At 69.7% G+C, this 19287-nt stretch carries 18 protein-coding genes, 1 tRNA gene and 2 pseudogenes; 7 read left to right on the top strand and 14 right to left on the bottom strand.

From position 1 onward, the window contains the following. Window positions 1-25 precede the first annotated feature (25 nt). Window positions 26-295 (top strand): hypothetical protein, encoded by a 270-nt coding sequence (locus CP978_RS29675; RefSeq protein ID WP_043445902.1) that lies wholly within the window; start codon window positions 26-28, stop codon window positions 293-295. 46 nt (window positions 296-341) lie between these two features. Here CP978_RS29675 and CP978_RS29670 read toward each other — a convergent pair whose 3' ends face one another. Next, window positions 342-950, bottom strand: coding sequence for an IS66 family transposase (locus CP978_RS29670; RefSeq protein ID WP_158508365.1), 609 nt, complete (start codon window positions 948-950; stop codon window positions 342-344). Between the two features lie 108 nt (window positions 951-1058). Beyond that, on the bottom strand, window positions 1059-1715 hold the full coding sequence (locus tag CP978_RS29665) for a response regulator transcription factor (protein ID WP_043445900.1): 657 nt from the start codon (window positions 1713-1715) through the stop codon (window positions 1059-1061). A gap of 757 nt (window positions 1716-2472) precedes the next feature. On the opposite strand from CP978_RS29665, the pseudogene CP978_RS35905 reads away from it, so the two are divergent. After that, window positions 2473-2919 (top strand): annotated as a pseudogene (locus CP978_RS35905) (transposase family protein); the annotation flags it as partial. Window positions 2920-2957: 38 nt separating this feature from the next. On the opposite strand, the pseudogene CP978_RS36480 reads toward CP978_RS35905, so the two are convergent. Beyond that, a pseudogene (locus CP978_RS36480) lies at window positions 2958-4002 on the bottom strand (SNF2 helicase-associated domain-containing protein); the annotation flags it as partial. Window positions 4003-4521: 519 nt separating this feature from the next. On the opposite strand from CP978_RS36480, the gene CP978_RS29645 reads away from it, so the two are divergent. The 3 genes from CP978_RS29645 (at window position 4522) to CP978_RS29635 (ending at window position 7060) form a co-directional block, all read left to right on the top strand. Beyond that, window positions 4522-5580, top strand: coding sequence for a type III polyketide synthase (locus tag CP978_RS29645; protein WP_043445897.1), 1059 nt, complete (start codon window positions 4522-4524; stop codon window positions 5578-5580). Between the two features lie 27 nt (window positions 5581-5607). After that, complete coding sequence (locus tag CP978_RS29640) at window positions 5608-6138, top strand: isoprenylcysteine carboxyl methyltransferase family protein (protein WP_043445892.1); 531 nt, start codon at window positions 5608-5610, stop codon at window positions 6136-6138. 94 nt (window positions 6139-6232) lie between these two features. After that, window positions 6233-7060 carry an EI24 domain-containing protein gene (locus CP978_RS29635; protein ID WP_052454363.1) on the top strand — a complete coding sequence of 276 codons (828 nt, stop codon included), beginning with the start codon at window positions 6233-6235 and terminating at the stop codon, window positions 7058-7060. 123 nt (window positions 7061-7183) lie between these two features. On the opposite strand, the gene CP978_RS35890 is transcribed toward CP978_RS29635, so the two are convergent. From CP978_RS35890 to CP978_RS29615, 4 genes are all read right to left on the bottom strand, one after another. Beyond that, window positions 7184-7510 carry a hypothetical protein gene (locus CP978_RS35890; protein WP_227745505.1) on the bottom strand — a complete coding sequence of 109 codons (327 nt, stop codon included), beginning with the start codon at window positions 7508-7510 and terminating at the stop codon, window positions 7184-7186. Window positions 7511-7924: 414 nt separating this feature from the next. Continuing rightward, window positions 7925-8521 (bottom strand): hypothetical protein, encoded by a 597-nt coding sequence (locus tag CP978_RS29625; RefSeq protein WP_043445889.1) that lies wholly within the window; start codon window positions 8519-8521, stop codon window positions 7925-7927. Beyond that, window positions 8514-9068, bottom strand: coding sequence for a SigE family RNA polymerase sigma factor (locus tag CP978_RS29620; protein WP_043445886.1), 555 nt, complete (start codon window positions 9066-9068; stop codon window positions 8514-8516). The genes CP978_RS29625 and CP978_RS29620 overlap by 8 nt, the downstream gene beginning before the upstream one ends. A gap of 64 nt (window positions 9069-9132) precedes the next feature. Next, a complete protein-coding gene (locus tag CP978_RS29615; RefSeq protein ID WP_052454361.1) occupies window positions 9133-10305 on the bottom strand; it encodes a PP2C family protein-serine/threonine phosphatase in 1173 nt (390 codons plus the stop codon). A 270-nt stretch (window positions 10306-10575) separates the two neighbouring features. On the opposite strand from CP978_RS29615, the gene CP978_RS29610 reads away from it, so the two are divergent. Continuing rightward, window positions 10576-11718 carry a PP2C family protein-serine/threonine phosphatase gene (locus tag CP978_RS29610; protein WP_144401511.1) on the top strand — a complete coding sequence of 381 codons (1143 nt, stop codon included), beginning with the start codon at window positions 10576-10578 and terminating at the stop codon, window positions 11716-11718. A gap of 124 nt (window positions 11719-11842) precedes the next feature. On the opposite strand, the gene CP978_RS29605 is transcribed toward CP978_RS29610, so the two are convergent. The 7 genes from CP978_RS29605 to CP978_RS35885 all read right to left on the bottom strand — a co-directional run bounded on the left by CP978_RS29605 (window position 11843) and on the right by CP978_RS35885 (window position 18687). Further along, window positions 11843-11916: transfer RNA gene (locus CP978_RS29605), tRNA-Pro, on the bottom strand. 104 nt (window positions 11917-12020) lie between these two features. Next, window positions 12021-12380 carry an MmcQ/YjbR family DNA-binding protein gene (locus CP978_RS29600; RefSeq protein WP_043445881.1) on the bottom strand — a complete coding sequence of 120 codons (360 nt, stop codon included), beginning with the start codon at window positions 12378-12380 and terminating at the stop codon, window positions 12021-12023. A gap of 176 nt (window positions 12381-12556) precedes the next feature. Beyond that, on the bottom strand, window positions 12557-13462 hold the full coding sequence (locus CP978_RS29595; RefSeq protein ID WP_043445878.1) for a LysR family transcriptional regulator: 906 nt from the start codon (window positions 13460-13462) through the stop codon (window positions 12557-12559). Window positions 13463-13492: 30 nt separating this feature from the next. Beyond that, window positions 13493-14686, bottom strand: a complete 1194-nt coding sequence (locus tag CP978_RS29590) for a glycine C-acetyltransferase (protein ID WP_043445877.1) — start codon at window positions 14684-14686, stop codon at window positions 13493-13495. A gap of 37 nt (window positions 14687-14723) precedes the next feature. Then, window positions 14724-15752: an L-threonine 3-dehydrogenase gene (tdh, locus tag CP978_RS29585; protein ID WP_043445874.1), complete on the bottom strand. Its 1029-nt coding sequence runs from the start codon at window positions 15750-15752 to the stop codon at window positions 14724-14726. A 124-nt stretch (window positions 15753-15876) separates the two neighbouring features. Next, window positions 15877-16389: a roadblock/LC7 domain-containing protein gene (locus tag CP978_RS29580; RefSeq protein WP_079162370.1), complete on the bottom strand. Its 513-nt coding sequence runs from the start codon at window positions 16387-16389 to the stop codon at window positions 15877-15879. A 60-nt stretch (window positions 16390-16449) separates the two neighbouring features. Beyond that, complete coding sequence (locus tag CP978_RS35885) at window positions 16450-18687, bottom strand: ATP-binding protein (protein WP_079162369.1); 2238 nt, start codon at window positions 18685-18687, stop codon at window positions 16450-16452. 330 nt (window positions 18688-19017) lie between these two features. Here CP978_RS35885 and CP978_RS35060 point away from each other — a divergent pair, with 330 nt between their 5' ends. Continuing rightward, window positions 19018-19155, top strand: a complete 138-nt coding sequence (locus tag CP978_RS35060) for a hypothetical protein (RefSeq protein WP_158508363.1) — start codon at window positions 19018-19020, stop codon at window positions 19153-19155. Window positions 19156-19287: the final 132 nt, after the last annotated feature.

Raw genomic sequence — 19287 nt, 5'->3', positions numbered from 1 at the left:
GCCGACGTCTTACGGAGAGGAACCAATGGCAGCAGAGGAAAACACCACGCTCGACGCCTCTCGGATGCTGACCATCACCTCCTGGCGCATCACCAGCGGCGCTCCCACGGCCGAGGAGCTCGCCGCGGTCGCGGTCGCGCTCTCCACCGTCCTCACCCAGCGCACCGTCCAGGCGGCGCGGGAGACGGACCCGGGCTTTCGGAGCAAGGCCCCCTGGCCGCTGTTCTCGACCAGGCGCAGGACGGCCACTTCATGGGCCGCCGGCCCCTTGCCGGGCTGGCGCGGCGCGGCATGAGGACGCCCCACCGAGAGGGCCTTCGCGGTGTCCCTTCACGGGGTGGTCACGTGGTGGCGGGTGGGAGCCATGGGGTGCCGGTGAGTGCGTCGTGGATGGCGCGCACAGCGGTGAGCCCGTGCGCGCGGGTGGTGGTGAGGGAGGAGCGGATGCGTGGGTAGCGGCGGGCTCGGGTCAGTCCGCGCCGGCATCCGCTGACTTTCCTCTTGACCTTGATGTCCCGTAAGGCCTGTTCGAATGCGTTGTTGGTCCAGGTGAGCCCGGGCGTGAAGTCCCAGGTGAAGCGGAGGACTTGTTGGGCCCTGTCGATGAGGCGCTCGGCGAGCTGGCGGGCCTTGGGCTTCTTCCCGCCGGTGTGCGGGTCGACGCTGATCCCGCACCGGGCCGCGGTGCGGAACTCCTTCTCGACCCGGGCGTGTTCGCTCGCGTGGAACGTGGTGTGTCCGGCGGCATGGGCTTGCCCGGCGGCCTGTCCGGCCTCGCGCAGGATTCGCTGAGCCGCCGTCACCCAGGCCGCGTGCTCCTCGTCGGGTGCGTTGTCGATGACGCCTTGCAGGTCGCGCAGCAGGTGCGCGCAGCACAGCTGAACTCCGGCGGGTGGGTGTCGTAAGGGGAGGACCGCCGGTCGCCATTGACCGGGCGTCCTCGAATTCAACCTTTGAGCCGGAAGTCCCTTGAGTCGGGTACTTTCCGAAATAAAAGGCGAATCCCATGGAAGGAACGATCATCACCCGGGATGCCCCAGGATGACCGCTGCAAAGGATCAGGCGTGCCCAATGCGGAATCCGACGCCGCGGGCCGTAATGATCCAACTACTCGATCCCAGCTTGCTCCGCAAGCTGCTGACATGCGTGTCGATGGTGCGCCCCGGCGCCGACCGTGTATCCCTCCAGACCTGCGCCATGATCTGTTTGCGGGTAACGACGCTACCCGGGCGCGACGCGAGCAGATACAGCAGATCGAACTCCTTGCGCGTCACCTCGACGGGCCGGCCGTCGAGACTGATCTGCCGAGCACCTGGGTCGATGCCGAGCGGGCCGACGGTAATGGCCTCATCGACGGAAACCGGTTGCCGCAGAGCCCGGCGCATGACGGCCTCGATCCTGGCGATCAGTTCGGCGAGACTGTAGGGCTTGGTCACGTAGTCGTCCGAACCGGCGCGCAGACTGAGCACCCGGTCCAGTTCCGAGTCACGAGCCGTGACGACGATGATCGGGACGTCACAGACGGCCCGGATGCTGCGACAGAGCTCGACCCCGTCGAGGTCCGGCAGGTCCAGGTCGACGAGGAGCAGATCGACGTTCCGGTACTTCTGCAGCGCCTGCGCCCCGGTCGGCACGCTCTCCGCCTGGAACCCGTGCCGGGACAGGTTGCGGATAAGCGCTTTCGCGACCTGGGGCTCGCTCTCGACGGTGAGCACGCGTATCGCGTTGCGAGCCCGCTTCGCCTCGGACCTGACGGGCGCACCCCGCCCGGCAAGTTGCAGCGGAATGCGCGGTTCTACAAGTTGAATGGACTGATGCCCCATCCGTGAATCCCCCATATTCATCTGATAAAGCGGAGCGTCGCGCCAAACCATAGAGGGTACGGTCCCTGGAGAGGGTACAGACCGAGCAGTCGACTCGTCAAAGAATCAACGGCCGACACCAGTTGGTAACGGAAATCCAGAAACGCCGCGGAAACGAAATGGAATTCACCTCGAAGAAACATTACTCAGGCGAAGACCGGTCACGCACCGCCAGGCTTTCTGTCCGAATTCACCCCGAAGAAACACTCAGGCGAAGGCAGGTCACGCACCGCCGGGTTTCCGTCGACTCCTCAGGCGACATAACGCCCGATACGCCCCGCCCAACTGGCCAACCAGCCCCCCACACGGCCGCATATGACACCTTTGATACATCGTACACGCATGCGCGTACGATGTACACGTGTGTCAGGTCACCCTGACTCGACCCCAGGAGGCCTATTCACGTAGGTTTTCGGTCGTCCGTTCTTGATCACGAGAGCGGCCCTACTCGGTAGCGTGACGTTTGCGACGACGTCAGTTTTCTACCGAGGCAGGGCCGTTGAGCTGGAACGTCACGACAGGGCTGGACACCGATCAACTTGATGGGCTGGTCGCACGGGTCCACCAAGAGCTCGTGGAGGATCCGGATCCGCCCGTGGTGCCGGGACGGATGTGGGTGCTGGGCCTGTACAAGTCGGTCGTGCTGGTGCTGTTCCTACTGCGGCAGAACCCCGTCCAGGAGGCGGCCGCCGAGTTGTTCGGCATCTCTCAGGCCACCGTCTCCAGGCGGTGGACGGCCCTGCTGCCGCTTGTGGAGAAGGTCCTGACCGGTCACGTCCCCGATCCGGCCGAGGCGTCTGCCGGCCGCATCGTCCTGGTCGACGGGACCCTGGTCACGACGTGGGACTGGGCGAGCGAGGGCACCACGATGTTCTCCGGCAAGCACTGCGACACCGGGTTCAACCTGCAGGTTGCCGCCACGCTCGCCGGGGACCTGTTCGCGGTCTCCGCGCCCGTTCCGGGCTCCCGCCACGACATGCGCGCCCGGCGCCAGTCCGACTTCCCCGAGGCGTTGGCCGAACGCGAGGGCATGGGCGATCTGGGCTACATCGGCTCCGGCCTCATCACACCGAGGCGCAAGCCGCCCGGCCAGGAGCGTTCCACAGGAGACAAGGCGGTGGGCGCGAAGCGCTGGATCTCCCGCTCCCAGTTCCCGAGCAGCGAGGCAGGGCGGACCACCAGAGTCGCACCCGCGGTGGCGTCTTCTTCCTGGCGGCGCAGATGGAGGGCGATCAGGGTGACGGTCTTGCCCAACCCCATGTCGTCAGCCAGGCACACGCCTAGGCCGAGCGAGGTCATCCGGTGCAGCCAGTTCAAGCCTAGAAGCTGATAGTTGCGCAAGCTCGCGGCCAAAGCCTTCGGCGGTCCGTAAGACGGGCGGACCGTATCCGTCCCCATGGTGGTACCGGTCTCGGGGGCAGCAATCCGCGAGCGCAGCTCCTCCAGAGCGCCTCCCGCGGTGACCTTCACCAGTTCGCCGTCCACCTCAACGCTGCCCGTCAGCGCAGCACCCAAAGCATCGATCGGACTCAGCGACCGATGCCCCGGCTGCGCAGCACGTCGCAGACGCGCCACCAGTTGCGGGTCCAGGACCACCCCCTGATCACGCAGTTGCACGATCGGCCGGTGCGCCTGCACAAGGAACTCCAGTTCCTCCTCGGTGAGTTCCTCATCATCGAGCGCGACCCGCCAGCGGAAGTCCATCAACTCGGCAGATGACAGCAGGGATTCGGCTGAGGAATGCGTCCCCCTTGCGCCGTGCAGGTTCCACAACCCCGGCGGCAGTCAGTTCGCGCACCAGCTCCTTGGGCCAGTGCACGGCGACCCCAGCCGCCGGTGCCCGCACAGCGAACGCCGGCACCTTGGACACATGGCGGGCAACGGGAGGACGGGGGAGAGAGTCGGCCACAGCATCCAGGAAAGCCCACAGCAACACCTCAGATGCAGGAAGCCCGAGCGGAGAGCGGCCGGGGACTGCAACCGCACGGGGCTCGGGCGGCATCGCGGCGGCCAGCAAGCTCAATCGCTCGTGGTCTCCCAGATCCAACGGGCCGACCCGCCACGCGTCGAACCCCTCCGGCGACGCCCCCGGCAACACCCGCCCCCGGGCCACAAGCTGCAGACCCAACAAGGCTGCCGCGTGCGCATCCTGTCAGGATCCTGTTCGCCCACCGTCATGGCGCAGCTTGGGATCCCCCTGCCCGAGTCGACGACGTCCCGGCCGATCACGACGTCATCGCGCAGTGCCAGGCGTCGGGTCAGTACCTTGATGATCCGCAGATTTCCCAGCTTCGTAAGCCGGAGAATGACCCGTCCGGTACGCACTCGGCGTCCGGCACCCGCGCTCCGGCAGGCACAAGCGCCGCACAGAACCGCGCCGCACCGTGCACATCCTTGCCGCTGCCGGCCAGGAGGGCACAACACGCGGTGCTCTGGCCAGCGGTCACGGCCAGCGCGGCCATCACCGCGGTGAACGCCACCACAGGCCCGGGGTGGCACGCCCCGGCCCCCCGGCTGATCGTAGGCGTCCGGGCCTTCACCCGGTTGGAGCACGCACCCCCGGACGAACGGCCGGACGGGCGTTCCATGGTGGCGAAGCCCGGGTTCGGGGAACACGTGCAGAGCCACTCACACCAGTCGACAGCGGGACGGAAACCATATGACGCGGATCGCCGCCGTTCACGGTGCCCTCGCGCCGCACCGTCACACCCAGTCCGAGATCACCGACATGGTGGCCCGCACCTGCCTGCCCCCGGGCGCCGACCGCCGGGTCCTGGACCGGCTGCACCGCGGCGCGAAGGTCAGCTCGCGCCACATGGCGCTGCCGCTGGAACGGTACGAGGAACTGGACGGATTCGGCGCCGCCAACGACGCCTTCATCACCGCCGCCACCGATCTGGGTGCCAAGGCCGTGAGAGCCGTACTGCAGATGGCCGGCCTGCCCGCAGCCGACGTCGACCTGCTGATCTTCACCTCCGTCACCGGCATCGCCGTTCCCTCGGTCGATGCACGGCTCGCCGTCCGCCTCGGACTGCGGCCGGACGTCAAAAGACTGCCCCTCTTCGGCCTGGGCTGCGCCGGTGGCGCCGCCGGCCTGGCCCGTATGCACGACTACCTGTTGGGCCGGCCCGACCACGTGGCAGTACTGCTGTCGGTCGAACTGTGCTCGCTCACCTTCCAGCGCAACGACGCCTCCATGGCCAACCTGGTCGCCACCGGGCTGTTCGGCGACGGCGCCGCCGCAGTCGTCGCCTACGGCGCGGGCCGCCCGGACGAGACCATCGGCCCGACGATCGTGGACACCCGCAGCCACCTGTATCCGGACACCGGGCGCGTCATGGGCTGGGACATCAAGAGCTCCGGCTTCCAGGTCGTCCTCGACCCGAAGATCCCCGACGTCGTACGCCGCTACCTCGCCGATGACGTCGAGGGATTCCTCAGCGACCACAACCTGAAGCCGAAGGACGTGACTGCCTGGGTGTGCCACCCCGGCGGCCCCAGGATCCTTCACGCCGTCACCGAGACCCTGGACCTGCCCGACGGCGCACTCGACGTGACCTGGCGTCACCTGGCCGACGTAGGCAACCTGTCCTCGTCGTCGGTGCTCCACGTGCTGCGCGACACCCTGGCCGAGCGCCACCCGCCGCCGGGCACCCCGGGTGTACTGCTGGCGATGGGACCCGGCTTCGCCTGTGAACTCGTCCTGCTGCGCTGGTAGTTCGGGCCGACGAAGGACAGAGGACACATGATCTGGTACGGACTGCTGGTGGCCGCCGTCGCCGCCGAGCGCGTCACCGAACTCGTCGTCGCCCGCCACAACCAACGGTGGAGCACCGCCCGCGGCGGGACCCTGGCCGGGCAGGGCCACTACCCGGCAATGGTCGCCCTTCACACCGGCCTACTGGTCGCCTGCCCGGCCGAGGCCTGGCTGGCCGACCGGCCCTTCGTGCCCGCCCTGGCCTGGCCGATGCTGGCCGTGCTGGCGGGCGCCCAGGCACTGCGGTGGTGGTGCATCCACACCCTGGGCCCCCGTTGGAACACCCGGGTGATCGTCGTGCCCGGCCTGCCGCTGGTGACGAGCGGCCCCTACCGGTGGCGGTGGCTGCGGCATCCGAACTACGTGGCCGTCGTCGCCGAGGGCGTGGCCCTGCCCCTGGTACACACCGCCTGGGTCACCGCGACCGTGTTCACGGTACTCGACGCAGCCCTGCTCACCGTGCGCATCCGCTGCGAGAACAGGGCGCTCGCCGCCGCAACCACGCCGGCCCCGGCATGATCGACGTTGCCCTTGACGGAAACCTCGTCCACTGATCTTGCTGGGTGCGGCCCGCATTCCTGGGCGAGCCACCGGCCCCGATAGGCTTTCGCCCATGCGTGATCTAGGGGCGGGCCTTGGCTACCTGGTAAGGGGACAGCGCTGGGTTCTCGAACACGGCAGAGCATTTGGCTTCGGACTGTTTCCCGGTCTGATCACCCTGGTGCTCTACGCGGCGGCACTCGTGGCCCTCGCCATGTACGGCGACGACTTCACCACCTGGGCCACCCCCTTCGCCGACCACTGGTCATCCCCTTGGGGCGGCCTGTTCCGCGGGTTCCTGGCCGCCGTCCTCTTCGCGCTCGCGCTGCTCCTGGCCGTGCTCACCTTCACGGCGGTCACCCTTCTCGTCGGACAGCCCTTCTACGACTCGCTGTCGGAGAGGGTGGACCGCTCGGTGTCCCCGGACGGCAGCGCCCCGCAGTCCTCGCGCCCGCTCTGGCGCGACCTGTGGATCTCGGCCCGCGACAGTCTCCGTGTCGTCGTCCGAGCGGCGCTCTGGGGAGTCCTGCTCTTCGCGCTCGGCTTCGTTCCCTTCGTCGGCCAGACCGTGGTCCCGGTGCTCGGATTCTTTGTCACCGGGTTCTTCCTCGCCGAGGAGCTGACCGCGGTCGCCCTCGAGCGCCGCGGGGTCGAACTGCGCGAGCGCCTTGCGCTGTTGCGTGCCCGCAAGACCCTGGCCTGGGGCTTCGGCACCCCGCTCGCGGTCGCCTTCCTCGTCCCGTTCGTCGCGGTCTTCCTGATGCCGGGCGCCGTCGCGGGCGCCACCCTCATGGCACGGGACCTGCTGGACGAGGACACGGCGACGGAGACGGCCGAGGACGACGGCGACTCCCACGAGAACGACCACGCACAGACGGCCGGATCCTCGCGGGCAGGCTGACGACGGTCGGCTTCAACTTCTATACCTAGGCCGAGCAGGTCCAGCCCTGGGACCGCGCGGCCGGCCCCGCCAGCCGCCGCACGTGCCCGCGGGCAGCGGCTCGGCCGAGGCGGCCCGGCTCGCTCAGGAGGTGTACAGCGACTGCAATCTGGTCACCTGGCCCTTCCCGTCGAAGCTGAGGTCGTACCCCAGCCGCGAGCGGGAGGCGCTCGGCTCGGCCGTCAGACGGTTGACGAACTCGGTCTGGGAGTAGAGGTGGGCGAGGGAGTCGTCGCCCAGTGGGACCGATAGCAGCACCCGGGCGTCCGCGGCCATGAGCACCGTGGTGTAGGGCCCTTCACCGGGGATGATCAGCCACGCCTCGTGCGGGTCTGTGACGGCCACCTTCCGGGCCGTCCGCACTGACAGGTAGGTCCGTCCGCCGCTGGTCCAGCCCTCACGTATCTGCATGAACTGCTTGGTACCGGCCCAGCGTGTCGTGCCGGCCGGGGCGGTGCCCTCGCCGGGCGCGGCGGGCGCGGTCGTCGCGGTGGGCGGAGTCTTCGTAGGAGTCGGGACCGTCGGGGTGGACGGGGTCGTCGTAGTAGCCGGGGTCGGCACGGCGGCCTGTCCGGGCGCCGACGCTGAAGCCGTCGCCGGTGTCGCCGGGGCAGGAACGTCCGTCTGCCCGCCGCCGGCCTTTCCGGTGCATGCGGTCAGGGCAAGAGCGGTCAAGGCGAGAGCGGTCAGGGGAAGGGCGCCGGTTCGGCGGCGAGAAGTGAGCACGGCAAGGTCCCATCGGATCAGATGCAGTCGAGATACATGAGCTCTACGCCCTGGCCCGCCCCTGGGTTGCACCGCGATGCCATGAATGCGGCGGCGGCCTCACTCGGCGGACCCGTCGGTCTCCCGCAAGGACTCCACCCGGCCCTCGCTGTCGTAGTCGATCGCGAACATCCACCGCGGCCCGGCGGCCAGCCGGCTCACCAACTGCTCCAGCCGCATATCCGCAGGGGACCCGCCGGAGAGCTGCCGTGCTTCCACCAGCGTCCACCGTGGCAGGGTCAGCGTGTGCACCACACCCGTGGGCACCGCGGTCCCCCGGACGGTACGGAGCTGCTCGACGGTGACCCGCACCCTGTCGCCCTGCGCCACCGCGCCGTACACATAGCCCAGTTCACTGGCGTACTCCTCGCCCGGTGCAGGCGACGGCGGCACGAAGCCTGAAACGGTCGGCGTCGGCGCGATCGCGGCCGGCTCCGGCACCGGGACGGCTCGGACCAGCGACAGGCCGCCCACCACGACAGCGGCTGCCACCAGCGCTCCGCCGAACGCCACAGCCGCCCGTCGGCGGCGCTTGCGCTGCTCACCGCGGGCCCGCACTCGGTGCGCGGCGAGCGGCATCACCTGCTGCCGGCCCGACTCGGCGAGTCCGGTCAGGTTCCGCTCCAGGCGCCGTTCCAGTTCTGTCCTGTCAGCCATGCCTCACCTCCGGCAGCCGGGTCGTCCGCAGATCCAGGTCCGTATCGGCCAGCAGGCGTGCCAGCGCGGCCCGTCCGCGGTGCAGGTGCGCCTTGACCGTACCGACGGGGCAACCGGTCTCGGCAGCCACCTGCTCCACCGTCAGGTCACACAGATGATGCAGTACCACGGCCCGCCGCTGCGCCTCGGGGATCCGCCGCAGTGCCTGGACCAGCAGCACATGGTGCGGTTCCGGCGGCGGTACGGAGGCGGGCGGACCCTGACGGCGGGCGAAGGCCAGCGCGGTGCGCGCCCGCCGCCACCGACTGACCGCCAGCCGCCAGGCCACCGTCCGCACCCACGCTTCGGGGGCACCGTTCAGGTCCAGCTCGGACCAGCGTTCCCAGGCCCGGGCGAAGGCCTCCTGCACCACGTCCTGAGACTCAGCCAGGTCACCTGTCATCGCGTACAACTGGCCGACGAGCCGGCCGACGCTCGCGGTGTAGAAGGCGTCAAAATCACGCTCGTCCGCACCGCGGCCCGGCACATTCTGTGGTGGTGGTCGCATACCCCTTCTCACGCTGAACAGTGGCTGTGCGGCTCCAATGGAGTTGGTCTGCCGGCCATGATGTTCAGAGTGCCTCGGAGCCGTGGCGGAACGCACCGGACTGGATGGCGTGTCCGGCTCGGCGTCCGGGGTGTGTGACGAGGGTGCGGCGGATGGCGATGACGGCGGCGTCGTCGCCGAGGTGTCCGCCGGTGTGGGCGAGCAGGTCACGCTCGATGTGCCGAAGGAGCGCCTCGGGAGCCTGGTCGGCCCACTGGGCGACGCGTGCGGCGAGCGGGTAGAAGGCCCCCTTGTGGTCCCGGGCTTCGGTGACGCCGTCGGTGTACAGGAGCAGGGTGTCCCCGGGCTTGAAGGGCAGCACGTCGAGGTGGTGGCGGTCAGGGTCCGTCAGGCCGACACCGAGCGGTGGTGTGGGGTTGAGGCTCGGGACGGTGACGGTGTTGTCCGGGCCGAGATGTACGGGTGGTACATGGCCGCAGCTGGTGATCCGCGCGACAGGCTCGTTGTCCGGGACCTCCAGCAGCAGAGCGGTGACGAAGCGCTCGCCCATGTCCTGCTCGGGCTCGAAGTCGGCGAGGTAGCGGACGACGCTGCGCTCCAGAGCGGCGGCGAGCTCGGGCAGAGAGGCGTGCTGATGGGCGGCCTCGCGGAACGCGCCCAGCAGGAGGGCGGCCTCGCCCAGGGCGGGCACGCCCTTGCCACGCACGTCTCCGATCATCACGCGGGCGGCACTGTCGGTACGGGCGGCGGCATACAGATCTCCGCCGATCTCGGCCTCCTCCTCGGCGGCCAGGTAGAGGCAGGCGAGGTGCAGCGGGCCCAGCCGGACGGGCAGCGGCCACAGCAGGACGTGCTGGGCGGCCTCGGAGACCGTACGCACCTGGGTCAGCTGGCGTCTGTGCCGCTCGCGGACCTCGCACAGGAGCACGATCAGCGACGTGAGCGCTGCGAGGGCGATGATCTGTGCGATGACGCCCCGCGAGGACAGAAGGCCGGAGTACCAGCCCATGAACACCTGGGCCGCGATGGCCAGAGCTCCGATGGCGCTGGTCGTCCGGGGACCTGCGAACCAGGCGGTGATCCCGGGCGCGATGACCAGCAGAGGGCCGAAGACGATGTCGGCCGGCGCCACGATGTCCGCGATCGTGATGACAACAATGAGCGCGATCGGGATCAGCAGCAGCGCGCGGCTCGACGACCACCGCTGATGGAGGCCGATGAAGCGTTGTTGCCGCATGTCTTCCACAGTGGACCGCCGCGGCCCAGCTTGCGAGCGCGGGCTCGCGTACCCGAACACGGCGGAGCTTCTGGTCGGCCAGGAAGCCGAACCATCGCTCGACCTGGCGTTTCAGCTTGCTTGAGCTCGTAGGAGAGCCGCCTTTGGTGTGCTGGTTACCGAGCGCAGTGTGACGATAAGAAGCGCAGCCCAGAATTCCGTGATGCGGCCAGCCGATATCTGCCAGCCCGCAGCGACAGGAGGTCCGGCAGCTGCTGGGAGGTGGCGACGTTGAAGGGCCTGGTGCACAACCGGGAGCGCTTGTCCAGGACGCGCTCTTCGGAACTCGCCCTGGTGACGCTGATGGCGTTGCCGGTCGTTCTGCTGATGCTGGACGACGCCACAGGGCAAGCGGTCAGATTGGCTCCCCTGATGGTGGCGGTGCCTGCTCTGGCTGCTGCGTTCCTTTCGCCGGTCGGCGTGATGGCTGTCACTGCGGTGGCTGTTCTCTGCGTGGTGCTGGAGACGAAGGAACACCTGCTGGTGGGCTGGACGGACTTTTCGGTTGAGCTCGCTGTGCTGCTGCTGGTCAGCGTCACCGCCATGGGAACCAGCCAGATACGCGGGCGAAGGGAGCAGGAACTGGTTTCCACCAAAACGGGTGCCGAGGTGATGCAACGCAGTCTGCTGCAGCCGGTACCGTCCCATCTCGGTGACCTGTCGCTGGCCTCGATCTACGTGCCGGCGGACAAGGCGGCCGGGGTCGGCGGGGACATCTACGGTGTCGCGGACCTCGGGGAGCGGGTGCGGATCCTGATCGCCGACGCTCACAGCAAAGGACTGGCGGGGATCGAGACCATGAGTTACGTACTGAATGCTTTCCGTAGATCGGCACGCCAGTTCGATTCACTGTGCTCCATGGTCACTAATTTCAAGGAAGACGTCACGGGTGATCTACGCAATTCCACCGCGGCACAACCGGACAGTCTGAGCACATCCCTGGCCTTGGAAGAGTTCGTCACCGCCGTGGTGGTGGAAATACCAGAACGGGGCGACGGTCCGATACTCATGGCCAATCTCGGTCACCTGCCGCCCCTTCTTATCGACCACGGGCGTGTTGTCCCCCTTGAACCCACATCCCCCATGCCGCCCCTCGGGCTGAGCGATCTCGGAAACGGCCGCCTGCACATGGATGAAGCATCTTTCCCCGCCGGCGCCACGGTGCTCCTCTACACCGACAGCGTCATCCAGGCCCGAAACCGCGCCGGCGACTTCTACCCCCTCGCCGAACGACTTCCGGCCTGGGCGCGCCTGGCCCCTGGAGCACTGGTTGAGGCCGTCCGCAGTGACCTACGGCGATATGTGGGCCGGAACCTCGGCGACGACGTGATCATGGTCGCGGTCCGCCGCAACTGTCTACCGGACACCAGCTGAGCCCGTGCCGCCGGCAGAACGCCTGCGCCTCGCCGACACCGGTCAAGAACACCGGTCCCCAGGAATGACCAAGGGCCGGTTTCGGATGTCTCCGAAACCGGCCCTGACCTGCGACTGTCTCCAGTCGGGACGACAGGATTTGAACCTGCGACCCCTTGACCCCCAGTCAAGTGCGCTACCAAGCTGCGCCACGTCCCGATGCCCGCCTGACCTGGGGTTTCCCCCGGCCGAACGTGCACAGAAACCATACCGCACTCGGAGTGGTGGTCGCGCACCCGTTTGCTCGCCGTTCACTCTCTGTGTCAGGTCTCGGTCACCAGGCCCAGCTCCGGAAAATGCTCCAGGAGGCGGGGTGGGGCCGCCTGACGCCAGGAGTCGGTCAGGATGTCCTGGAGCTCGGCCTCGTCCTCCAGGGCGGCCAGGCGGACCCTGATCCAGGCGAACTGGGCCTCATGGCCGGCGATCCAGAACTTCTCGGGCTCGGCGAGGACCAGTTCCTCGCGCTCCTCCTTGGGACAGCGCACCGCCATGGAGGTCTCGTCCTCGGGCAGCGTGGCGAACATCTTTCCCGCGACCCGGAAGGTGGGCATACTCCAGGCGATCTTCTCCGCCGTGTCCGGCAGGGACAGGGCGATACGGCGTACGTCTTCGGCGTCCGGCATGTCTGGCACGGTAGCGAACCCCACTGACAGCCACGGGCCGCCCGGCGCGGGAGGGCACATGAGAGCCACACGCTACGGGAACAGCCTGGCACGGGAGCGGGCGGTCCGGGTGGCGGGACCGTGGCGGCGGGGACGGCAGAGGCCACCGTGCAGCCTCGGGGCGGCGGACGGCCCCTTCAGTCCTCGGCCGCGGCCTGGGTGAGGGAGTCCAGCACCGGACGGATCAGCGGGTGCTCCTCCGCGCCGCGGCGCACGGCCGCGAAGACCCGGCGGGTGGGGGCGGTCCCGTCGACGGGGCGGACGACCACATCGGTGAGGTCCATACCGCGCAGGGCGAAGCGCGGTACCAGGGCCACGCCCGCGTCGGCTGAAGCGAGCGCGACGACCGCGCGGAAGTCGTCCGAGGAGTGTTCGAGCCGGGGCTGGAATCCGGCGTGCTCGCAGGCCAGGACCACCACATCATGGCAGGGGTTGCCGGGGTACGGCCCGATCCAGGGGTCCTTGGCCAGCTCGGCGAGCGGGATCTCGGGGGCGTCGGCGAGGCGGTGGGTGACCGGTACGACCGCGTCGAAGGGCTCGGCGTAGAGCGGGATGCGGGTGAGCCGTGGGTCGTCCGCGTCGGGCGCTCCCCGGTACTCGACGGCGACCGCGACGTCCACCTGCCGGTCCAGGACCATCCGCAGGCTCGCGTCGCCCTCGGCGTCCTGGACACGGATCCGGATGCCGGGCGCGGTGCGCGCCAGCCGGACGAGCGCGGGCGCGACCACCAGGCCGATGCCGGTGGCGAAGGAGGCGAGGGTGACCGTGCCGGCCGAGCCCGCCCCGTACGCCGCCAGCTCGGCCTCGGCGCGTTCCAGCTGGGCGAGCACGGCATGGGTGTGGCTGAGCAGGATCTCGCCGGCCGGGGTCAGCCGGACGCCCTTGGCGCTCCGCTCCACCAGCCGGTGACCGGTCTCCTGCTCCAGGGCGGTGAGCTGCTGGGACACCGCGGAGGGGGTGAGATAGAGCGCGGCGGCCGCAGCCGTCACCGTGCGGTGGTCGGCCACCGCACGGAGGATGTGCAGCCGCCGCGCTTCGATCATGCAACCGATTATCGCAGGCGTTCCGGCAGGTCAGGCGTCCAGCTCGGCCCGCGCCGACACAAAGGCGTCGACCGCGCGGTTGACGTCCTCGGTGGAGTGCGCGGCGGACAGCTGGACCCGGATACGGGCCTGGCCCTCGGGGACCACCGGGTAGGAGAACCCGATGACATACACCCCGCGCTCCAGCAGCAGCTCGGCCAGGCGTCCGGCCCGCGCCGCGTCGCCGATCATGACAGGGGCGATGGCGTGGTCACCGGGGAGGACGTCGAAGCCCTCGTCGGTCATACGGCGGCGGAAGAGTGCGGTGTTCTCGGCCAGCTTCTCGCGCATGTCGCCCGCCGACTCCAGCAGGTCGAGGACCTTGAGGGAGGCGGCCGCGATCACCGGGGCGAGCGTGTTCGAGAAGAGGTACGGCCTCGAGCGCTGGCGCAGCAGGGCGACGATCTCGGCGCGGGCGGCGACATAACCGCCGGAGGCGCCGCCGAGCGCCTTGCCGAGGGTGCCGGTGATGATGTCGACGCGGTCCATGACGCCGTGCAGCTCGGGGGTGCCGCGGCCGCCGGGGCCGACGAAGCCGACGGCGTGCGAGTCGTCGACCATGACCATGGCGTCATAGCGGTCGGCGAGGTCGCAGATCTCGCGCAGCGGCGCCACATAGCCGTCCATCGAGAAGACGCCGTCGGTGACGATCAGCCTGCGGCGGGCACCCGCGGCCTCCTTCAGTTGCCGCTCCAGATCGGCGAGGTCGCGGTTGGCGTAGCGGAAGCGGCGGGCCTTGGACAGGCGGATGCCGTCGATGATCGAGGCGTGGTTGAGGGCGTCGGAGATGACCGCGTCCTCGGGGCCGAGGAGGGTCTCGAAGACGCCGCCGTTGGCGTCGAAGCAGGAGGAGTACAGGATGGTGTCCTCCTGGCCGAGGAACGCGGACAGCCGCGCCTCCAGCTCCTTGTGCACCTCCTGCGTACCGCAGATGAAGCGCACGGACGCCATGCCGTAGCCCCAGCGGTCCAGCGCCTCGTGGGCGGCGGCGATCACCTCGGGGTGGTCGGCGAGGCCGAGGTAGTTGTTGGCGCAGAAGTTGAGCACCTCGCCGGGACGGCCGCCCGCGCTGACGTTCACGGTGGCGGACTGCGGGGTGTCGATCACCCGCTCGGGCTTGTGCAGCCCGGCCGCGGTGATCTCGTCGAGGGTGGCGCGAAGGTCGTCACGCACGGAGTCGAACATCGAAAAGCTCCTCAAAGTGCTTGCGGGGAGGGGAGAGTCACGCGGTCCAGTCCAGGATGACCTTGCCGCCCCTGCCGCCGGCCGCGTCCTCGAACGCGGCCTCGTAGTCGCGGTAGTCGTACCGGCCGGTGATCACAGGGGCGAGGTCGAGGCCGCCCTCGAGCAGCACCGACATCGCGTACCACGTCTCGAACATCTCGCGTCCGTAGATGCCCTTGATCGTGATCATGGAGGTGACGATCCGGGCCCAGTCGACCGGGAAGTCCTGGGAGGGCAGTCCGAGCATGGCGATCCGGCCGCCGTGCGTCATATTGGCGATCATGTCGCGCATCGCCTCGGGGCGGCCGGACATCTCCAGGCCGATGTCGAAGCCCTCGCGCAGTCCGAGCTCGCGCTGGCCGTCGGCGATCGTGGCGTCGGCGACGTTCAGCGCCAGGCTCACGCCGATCTTGCGGGCCAGCTCCAGGCGGTCCTCGCTGACGTCGGTGATCATGACATTACGGGCCCCGGCATGCCGGGCCACGGCGGCGGCCATCAGACCGATCGGTCCGGCCCCGGTGATCAGGACGTCCTCGCCGACCAGCGGGAAGGACAGGGCGGTGTGGACGGCGTTGCCGAACGGGTCGAAGATCGCGGCGACATCGAGGTCGACGGGGACGCGATGCACCCACACATTGGAGGCGGGCAGCGCCACATACTCGGCGAACGCGCCGTCCCGTCCGACGCCGAGCCCGACCGTCGCCCGGCACAGATGGCGTCGGCCCGCCAGACAGTTGCGGCACTTGCCGCACACCAGATGGCCCTCGCCGCTGACCCGGTCGCCCACGGCGATGTCGGTGACGTCGCGCCCGAGGCCGACGACCTCGCCGACGAACTCGTGTCCGACCACCAGCGGCGTACGGATGGCCTGCTGCGCCCAGCCGTCCCAGGACCGGATGTGCAGATCGGTTCCGCAGATCCCGGTCCGGAGCACCTTGATCAGCACGTCCCCGGGGCCGACCTGCGGCTCCGGGACGTCCATCAGCCAGAGTCCCGGTTCCGCCTTGTCCTTGACCAGCGCCTTCAACGTACGGCTCCTGTGCGTGAATCCCCCGGACCAGGGCATGTCGAAGGAGCCCGTACCCGGGGAGAGGGGTGAGATCAAGCTGAAATCTGCCGTACGGCGGGCACGCCGGTCCATCGAGGATTTCTTAACCACGGCCGCAGCTTTCCTTCACACCCCCACCACCGGGATCAGGGGTGGAGGCCGACGGCGGTGCGCACCTCCTCGGTGTGGTCCGCGCGACCGGGCGACGGGGAGCACTCGCGAGATGGGGTCGCACGCTCTTGACGAGCATCGCCATCTCGTAGCCGAGGACCGCCGCGTCGGCGTCCCCGTCGGCGAGCACGGCGAGACAGCTGCCGGGGCCCGCGGTGGTGACGAACAGCAGCGAGGCGTCGAGTTCCACGACGACCTGCCGTACCTCGTCGCCGTCCCCGAAGCGGACGCCCGCGCTGCGTCCGAGGGAGTAGAGGCCGGAGGCGAGCGCCGCCATGTGGTCGGCGCTGTCGGGGTCGAGGCCGTGGACGGACTTCACCAGACCGTCACAGGACAGCAGGACGGCGCTCCTGGTGTGCGGTACGCGTTGGACGAGGCCGCTCAACAGCCAGTCGAGGTCGGAGACATCGGTGGTGGCACGGGCGGTCGGCGCCTCGCTCGCCATGGTGGATCGGCTCCTTGGGGTAGGCAGGTCTGCGGAGACGGAGGGGGTCGGGGCGGGTGATCATCCGGCCGGTGCGCTCCCCATGTGCGGGGTGGCCGGGTCGTCCGCGGATCGGTGCGGGGCGTATGCCTCGGCGGTGCGCGCCGGGTTCCCTGGCGGCACGGCGTGGGAGGGCTCCGGTACGCCGTCGGAGGCCGCCGCACTGGAGTGCGGGGAGCCGACGGGCAGAAGGTCGCCGTGCGGGGAGGCGACCGGTGCCGTGCCCGCGTACGCCTCGGCGTGGTCGGGCTCTACTCGCTGCCGGGCCTCCGCGAGTCCGATGCCCCGCCGGAACGCGGCCATCAGGCCGGGGTCGTGAGGGACGTACCGGTCGGCGTCCTGAGGGAAGGTCCGCGGGGTGGGGCCGTCGCGCAGCTGGGGTGCGATGTGCTCCTGGGCGCGGCGGCGGGGCAGCCGGGGCCTGCCCGAGGTGTCGGGCCGGGCGCCGCCCTGGCGCACGGCCGGAGCTTCCGCGTTTCCGGCGACACCGTCACCGGGCGGGACTCCGGGCCACTGCTCGGCAGGGCAGTCGATCGGGGTCCGCTCGCCGTCTCCGGAAGCCCGGACATGGTCGTCGGGCGTCCGCACAGGCCCGGTCTGGAGCTGATCCTGATCGGGCGCGATCTGTACGCGGCCAGTCGGGACCCGATCGTGATCGAACTCGGGCCGCTCACTGTCGAGCTCCGACCGTTCACCATCGGACTCCTGCCATCCACCGTCGGACTCCTGCCCCTCACCATCGGCAGAAGGTCGACCACGGTCGACGGGAAGCCGGTCAGGGTCCTCGGGAAACCGATCCCGGTCGCCCAGGGCCCCCTCGTGCTCCGCCTGCCGCCGGCCGGGAAACACGGAGTGCTCGGAAGCGACCGGAGACGAATCGGAGCCAGGGACAGCGACAGGGACAGGGGCAGGGGCAGGAGTGATCGCCGGTGCCACTCCCCACGCTCCCGTCACACCGGGCATGCCGAACGGCCCCGTGCCGTACGGCATCTGCCCCTCATCCGCCCCTCTCGGCAGCTCGGGTGACCTCGTCCCCGCCGTGACCGGTGCCGGCCCCAGCAGCCCCTGCGGCACGACGAGCACCGCCTGCACACCGCCGTAGATATTGGTCTGCAGGCGGACATGGATGCCGTGCCGCCGGGCGAGCTGGGAGACCACGAACAGCCCGATACGGCCCTCCGCCAGCAGCCCGGCCACATTGACCTGGTCGGGCTCGGCGAGCAGGGCGTTCATGGTGTCCTGTTCGGCCAGGGACATACCGAGGCCGCGGTCCTCGACCTCGATGGCGAGCCCCGAGGTGACCAGTTCGGCACGCAACAGCACCTGCGTGTGCGGGGCCGAGTACACCGTGGCGTTCTCGATGAGTTCGGCCAGCAGATGGACGACATCGGCGACGGCATGACCGCGCAGGGTGCCCTCGACGGGTGGCACCAGCTTGACCCGCACATACTCGTCGACCTCGGCGATCGCCGAACGCAGCACCTCGGTCACGGGGATCGGGTTGCTCCACTGTCGGCGGGAGACGGCGCCGCCGAGCACGGCGAGGTTCTCGGCATGGCGCCGGATACGGGTGGCGAGGTGGTCGATGCGGAAGAGACCCTGGAGCAGGTCGGGATCCTCGATCCCGCTCTCCAGCTCGTCGAGGATCGAGATCTCCCGGTGCACGAGAGACTGGAGGCGCCGGGCGAGATGGACGAAGACCTCGAGCTTCTGTTCGCTGCCGGTGTGGCTGGAGAGCTGCGCGGCCCGGACGACCGCGACGACGGCGCCGTCGTGGGCGCGGGCCAGTTCGGCGGCGAGCAACTCGAAGTCGTCGGCGTCCGCGGCCGGTCCGCCGCGCGCCGTGCGGGCGGGCGGTGGCTCCCCGCGGCGCAGCGCCTCGACCAGGTCTCGCAGAACGTCCTCACCTAGGGCGTTGGCGCTGCGCAGCATCTCCAGCCCGTCGTACACGGACCCGGCGGCACGCTCGGCGGCCACGACCGCGATCACCAGGGCCCCGAGGGCCACCGCGAGGGCGCCCGCGAGCACGACCCAGAGCGCGGGGGTGGGAGTGGGGTGCGCGCCGCTGAAGCAGACGAGGAAGAGCACGGCGGCGCAGGCGCTGAGGGCCACCGCGAGGGGCGGCAGGATCGCCAGGCGCAGCAGTCTGCGCCGTATCCGGATCTCGGTGGGCGGCGGGACGGCGCGGGGGTCCGGTCGCCCGTGCCGTCCGCCCTCACGGCGGTCTGCGTGCGCGGCCGGTGCGCGAAGGTGAGACATCGGCGTCCTCGTACTGGGTGCGTCGGGAGCGTGGGGCTCCCCCGGGCATGCGCGACTCGGGCATACGCCCTCGCGGCACCGGTCGAGAGAGCCTGGAATGCGACCCCCTGTCGACTGGTGGCAACTCAGAGTAGTCGCCCGGGAGGTGTGCGCAATGGGCTGTTGATAAAGTCCCCCCGCAGGCTTCCCGCTCCGGTATGAGCTGTCGTACGGCAGAGCGAACAACCGCGCCGTACTTCGACTGCCCCGGGACGTTCCCCCCACGCCGCGCCGACAGGCCTCGGCGTTCGAACGGCTGCTCGCGGCGAGGGACGGACCCTCGAACCGGCCTTGAGTGGCTGGGTGTTGACCGGCTGCTGGATCGGCGGGTTGTGGGCCGAGGCGTGCGGGCACGACCCGCTGGAGGGGCTCACCTGGATAGCGGGCTCCTGGCGAGAGCAGGACTCGTACACGGCCCTCGCCTCATGAAAAAAAGAAGAGCAGCAAGGCCACAGGGTCGAGCGCGTCACCGGTCATCTTCACTTCCTACCGGCTCCGCCCTGATGCGGGACACCGCGTTTCTCTCCGGCCCGTGGCCCGGCCTCGGGTTATCCCCACCCC

The sequence above is a fragment of the Streptomyces nodosus genome, from assembly GCF_008704995.1.
GTDB lineage: Bacteria > Actinomycetota > Actinomycetes > Streptomycetales > Streptomycetaceae > Streptomyces > Streptomyces nodosus.
The sequence above is the reverse complement of the archived record's forward strand: the minus strand, read 5'-3'. Positions and strand labels throughout refer to the sequence as shown.

Coding starts and splice junctions, on each gene's coding strand:
- CP978_RS29615 (WP_052454361.1), bottom strand. CDS start 10,305: ATGCGGCAACAACGCTTCATCGGCCTCCATCAGCGGTGGTCGTCGAGC.
- CP978_RS29645 (WP_043445897.1), top strand. CDS start 4,522: ATGACGCGGATCGCCGCCGTTCACGGTGCCCTCGCGCCGCACCGTCAC.
- CP978_RS29625 (WP_043445889.1), bottom strand. CDS start 8,521: ATGGCTGACAGGACAGAACTGGAACGGCGCCTGGAGCGGAACCTGACC.
- CP978_RS29640 (WP_043445892.1), top strand. CDS start 5,608: ATGATCTGGTACGGACTGCTGGTGGCCGCCGTCGCCGCCGAGCGCGTC.
- CP978_RS35885 (WP_079162369.1), bottom strand. CDS start 18,687: ATGTCTCACCTTCGCGCACCGGCCGCGCACGCAGACCGCCGTGAGGGC.
- CP978_RS35890 (WP_227745505.1), bottom strand. CDS start 7,510: ATGCAGATACGTGAGGGCTGGACCAGCGGCGGACGGACCTACCTGTCA.
- CP978_RS29620 (WP_043445886.1), bottom strand. CDS start 9,068: ATGCGACCACCACCACAGAATGTGCCGGGCCGCGGTGCGGACGAGCGT.
- CP978_RS29600 (WP_043445881.1), bottom strand. CDS start 12,380: ATGCCGGACGCCGAAGACGTACGCCGTATCGCCCTGTCCCTGCCGGAC.
- CP978_RS29635 (WP_052454363.1), top strand. CDS start 6,233: ATGCGTGATCTAGGGGCGGGCCTTGGCTACCTGGTAAGGGGACAGCGC.
- CP978_RS29595 (WP_043445878.1), bottom strand. CDS start 13,462: ATGATCGAAGCGCGGCGGCTGCACATCCTCCGTGCGGTGGCCGACCAC.
- CP978_RS29590 (WP_043445877.1), bottom strand. CDS start 14,686: ATGTTCGACTCCGTGCGTGACGACCTTCGCGCCACCCTCGACGAGATC.
- CP978_RS29580 (WP_079162370.1), bottom strand. CDS start 16,389: ATGGCGAGCGAGGCGCCGACCGCCCGTGCCACCACCGATGTCTCCGAC.
- CP978_RS29675 (WP_043445902.1), top strand. CDS start 26: ATGGCAGCAGAGGAAAACACCACGCTCGACGCCTCTCGGATGCTGACC.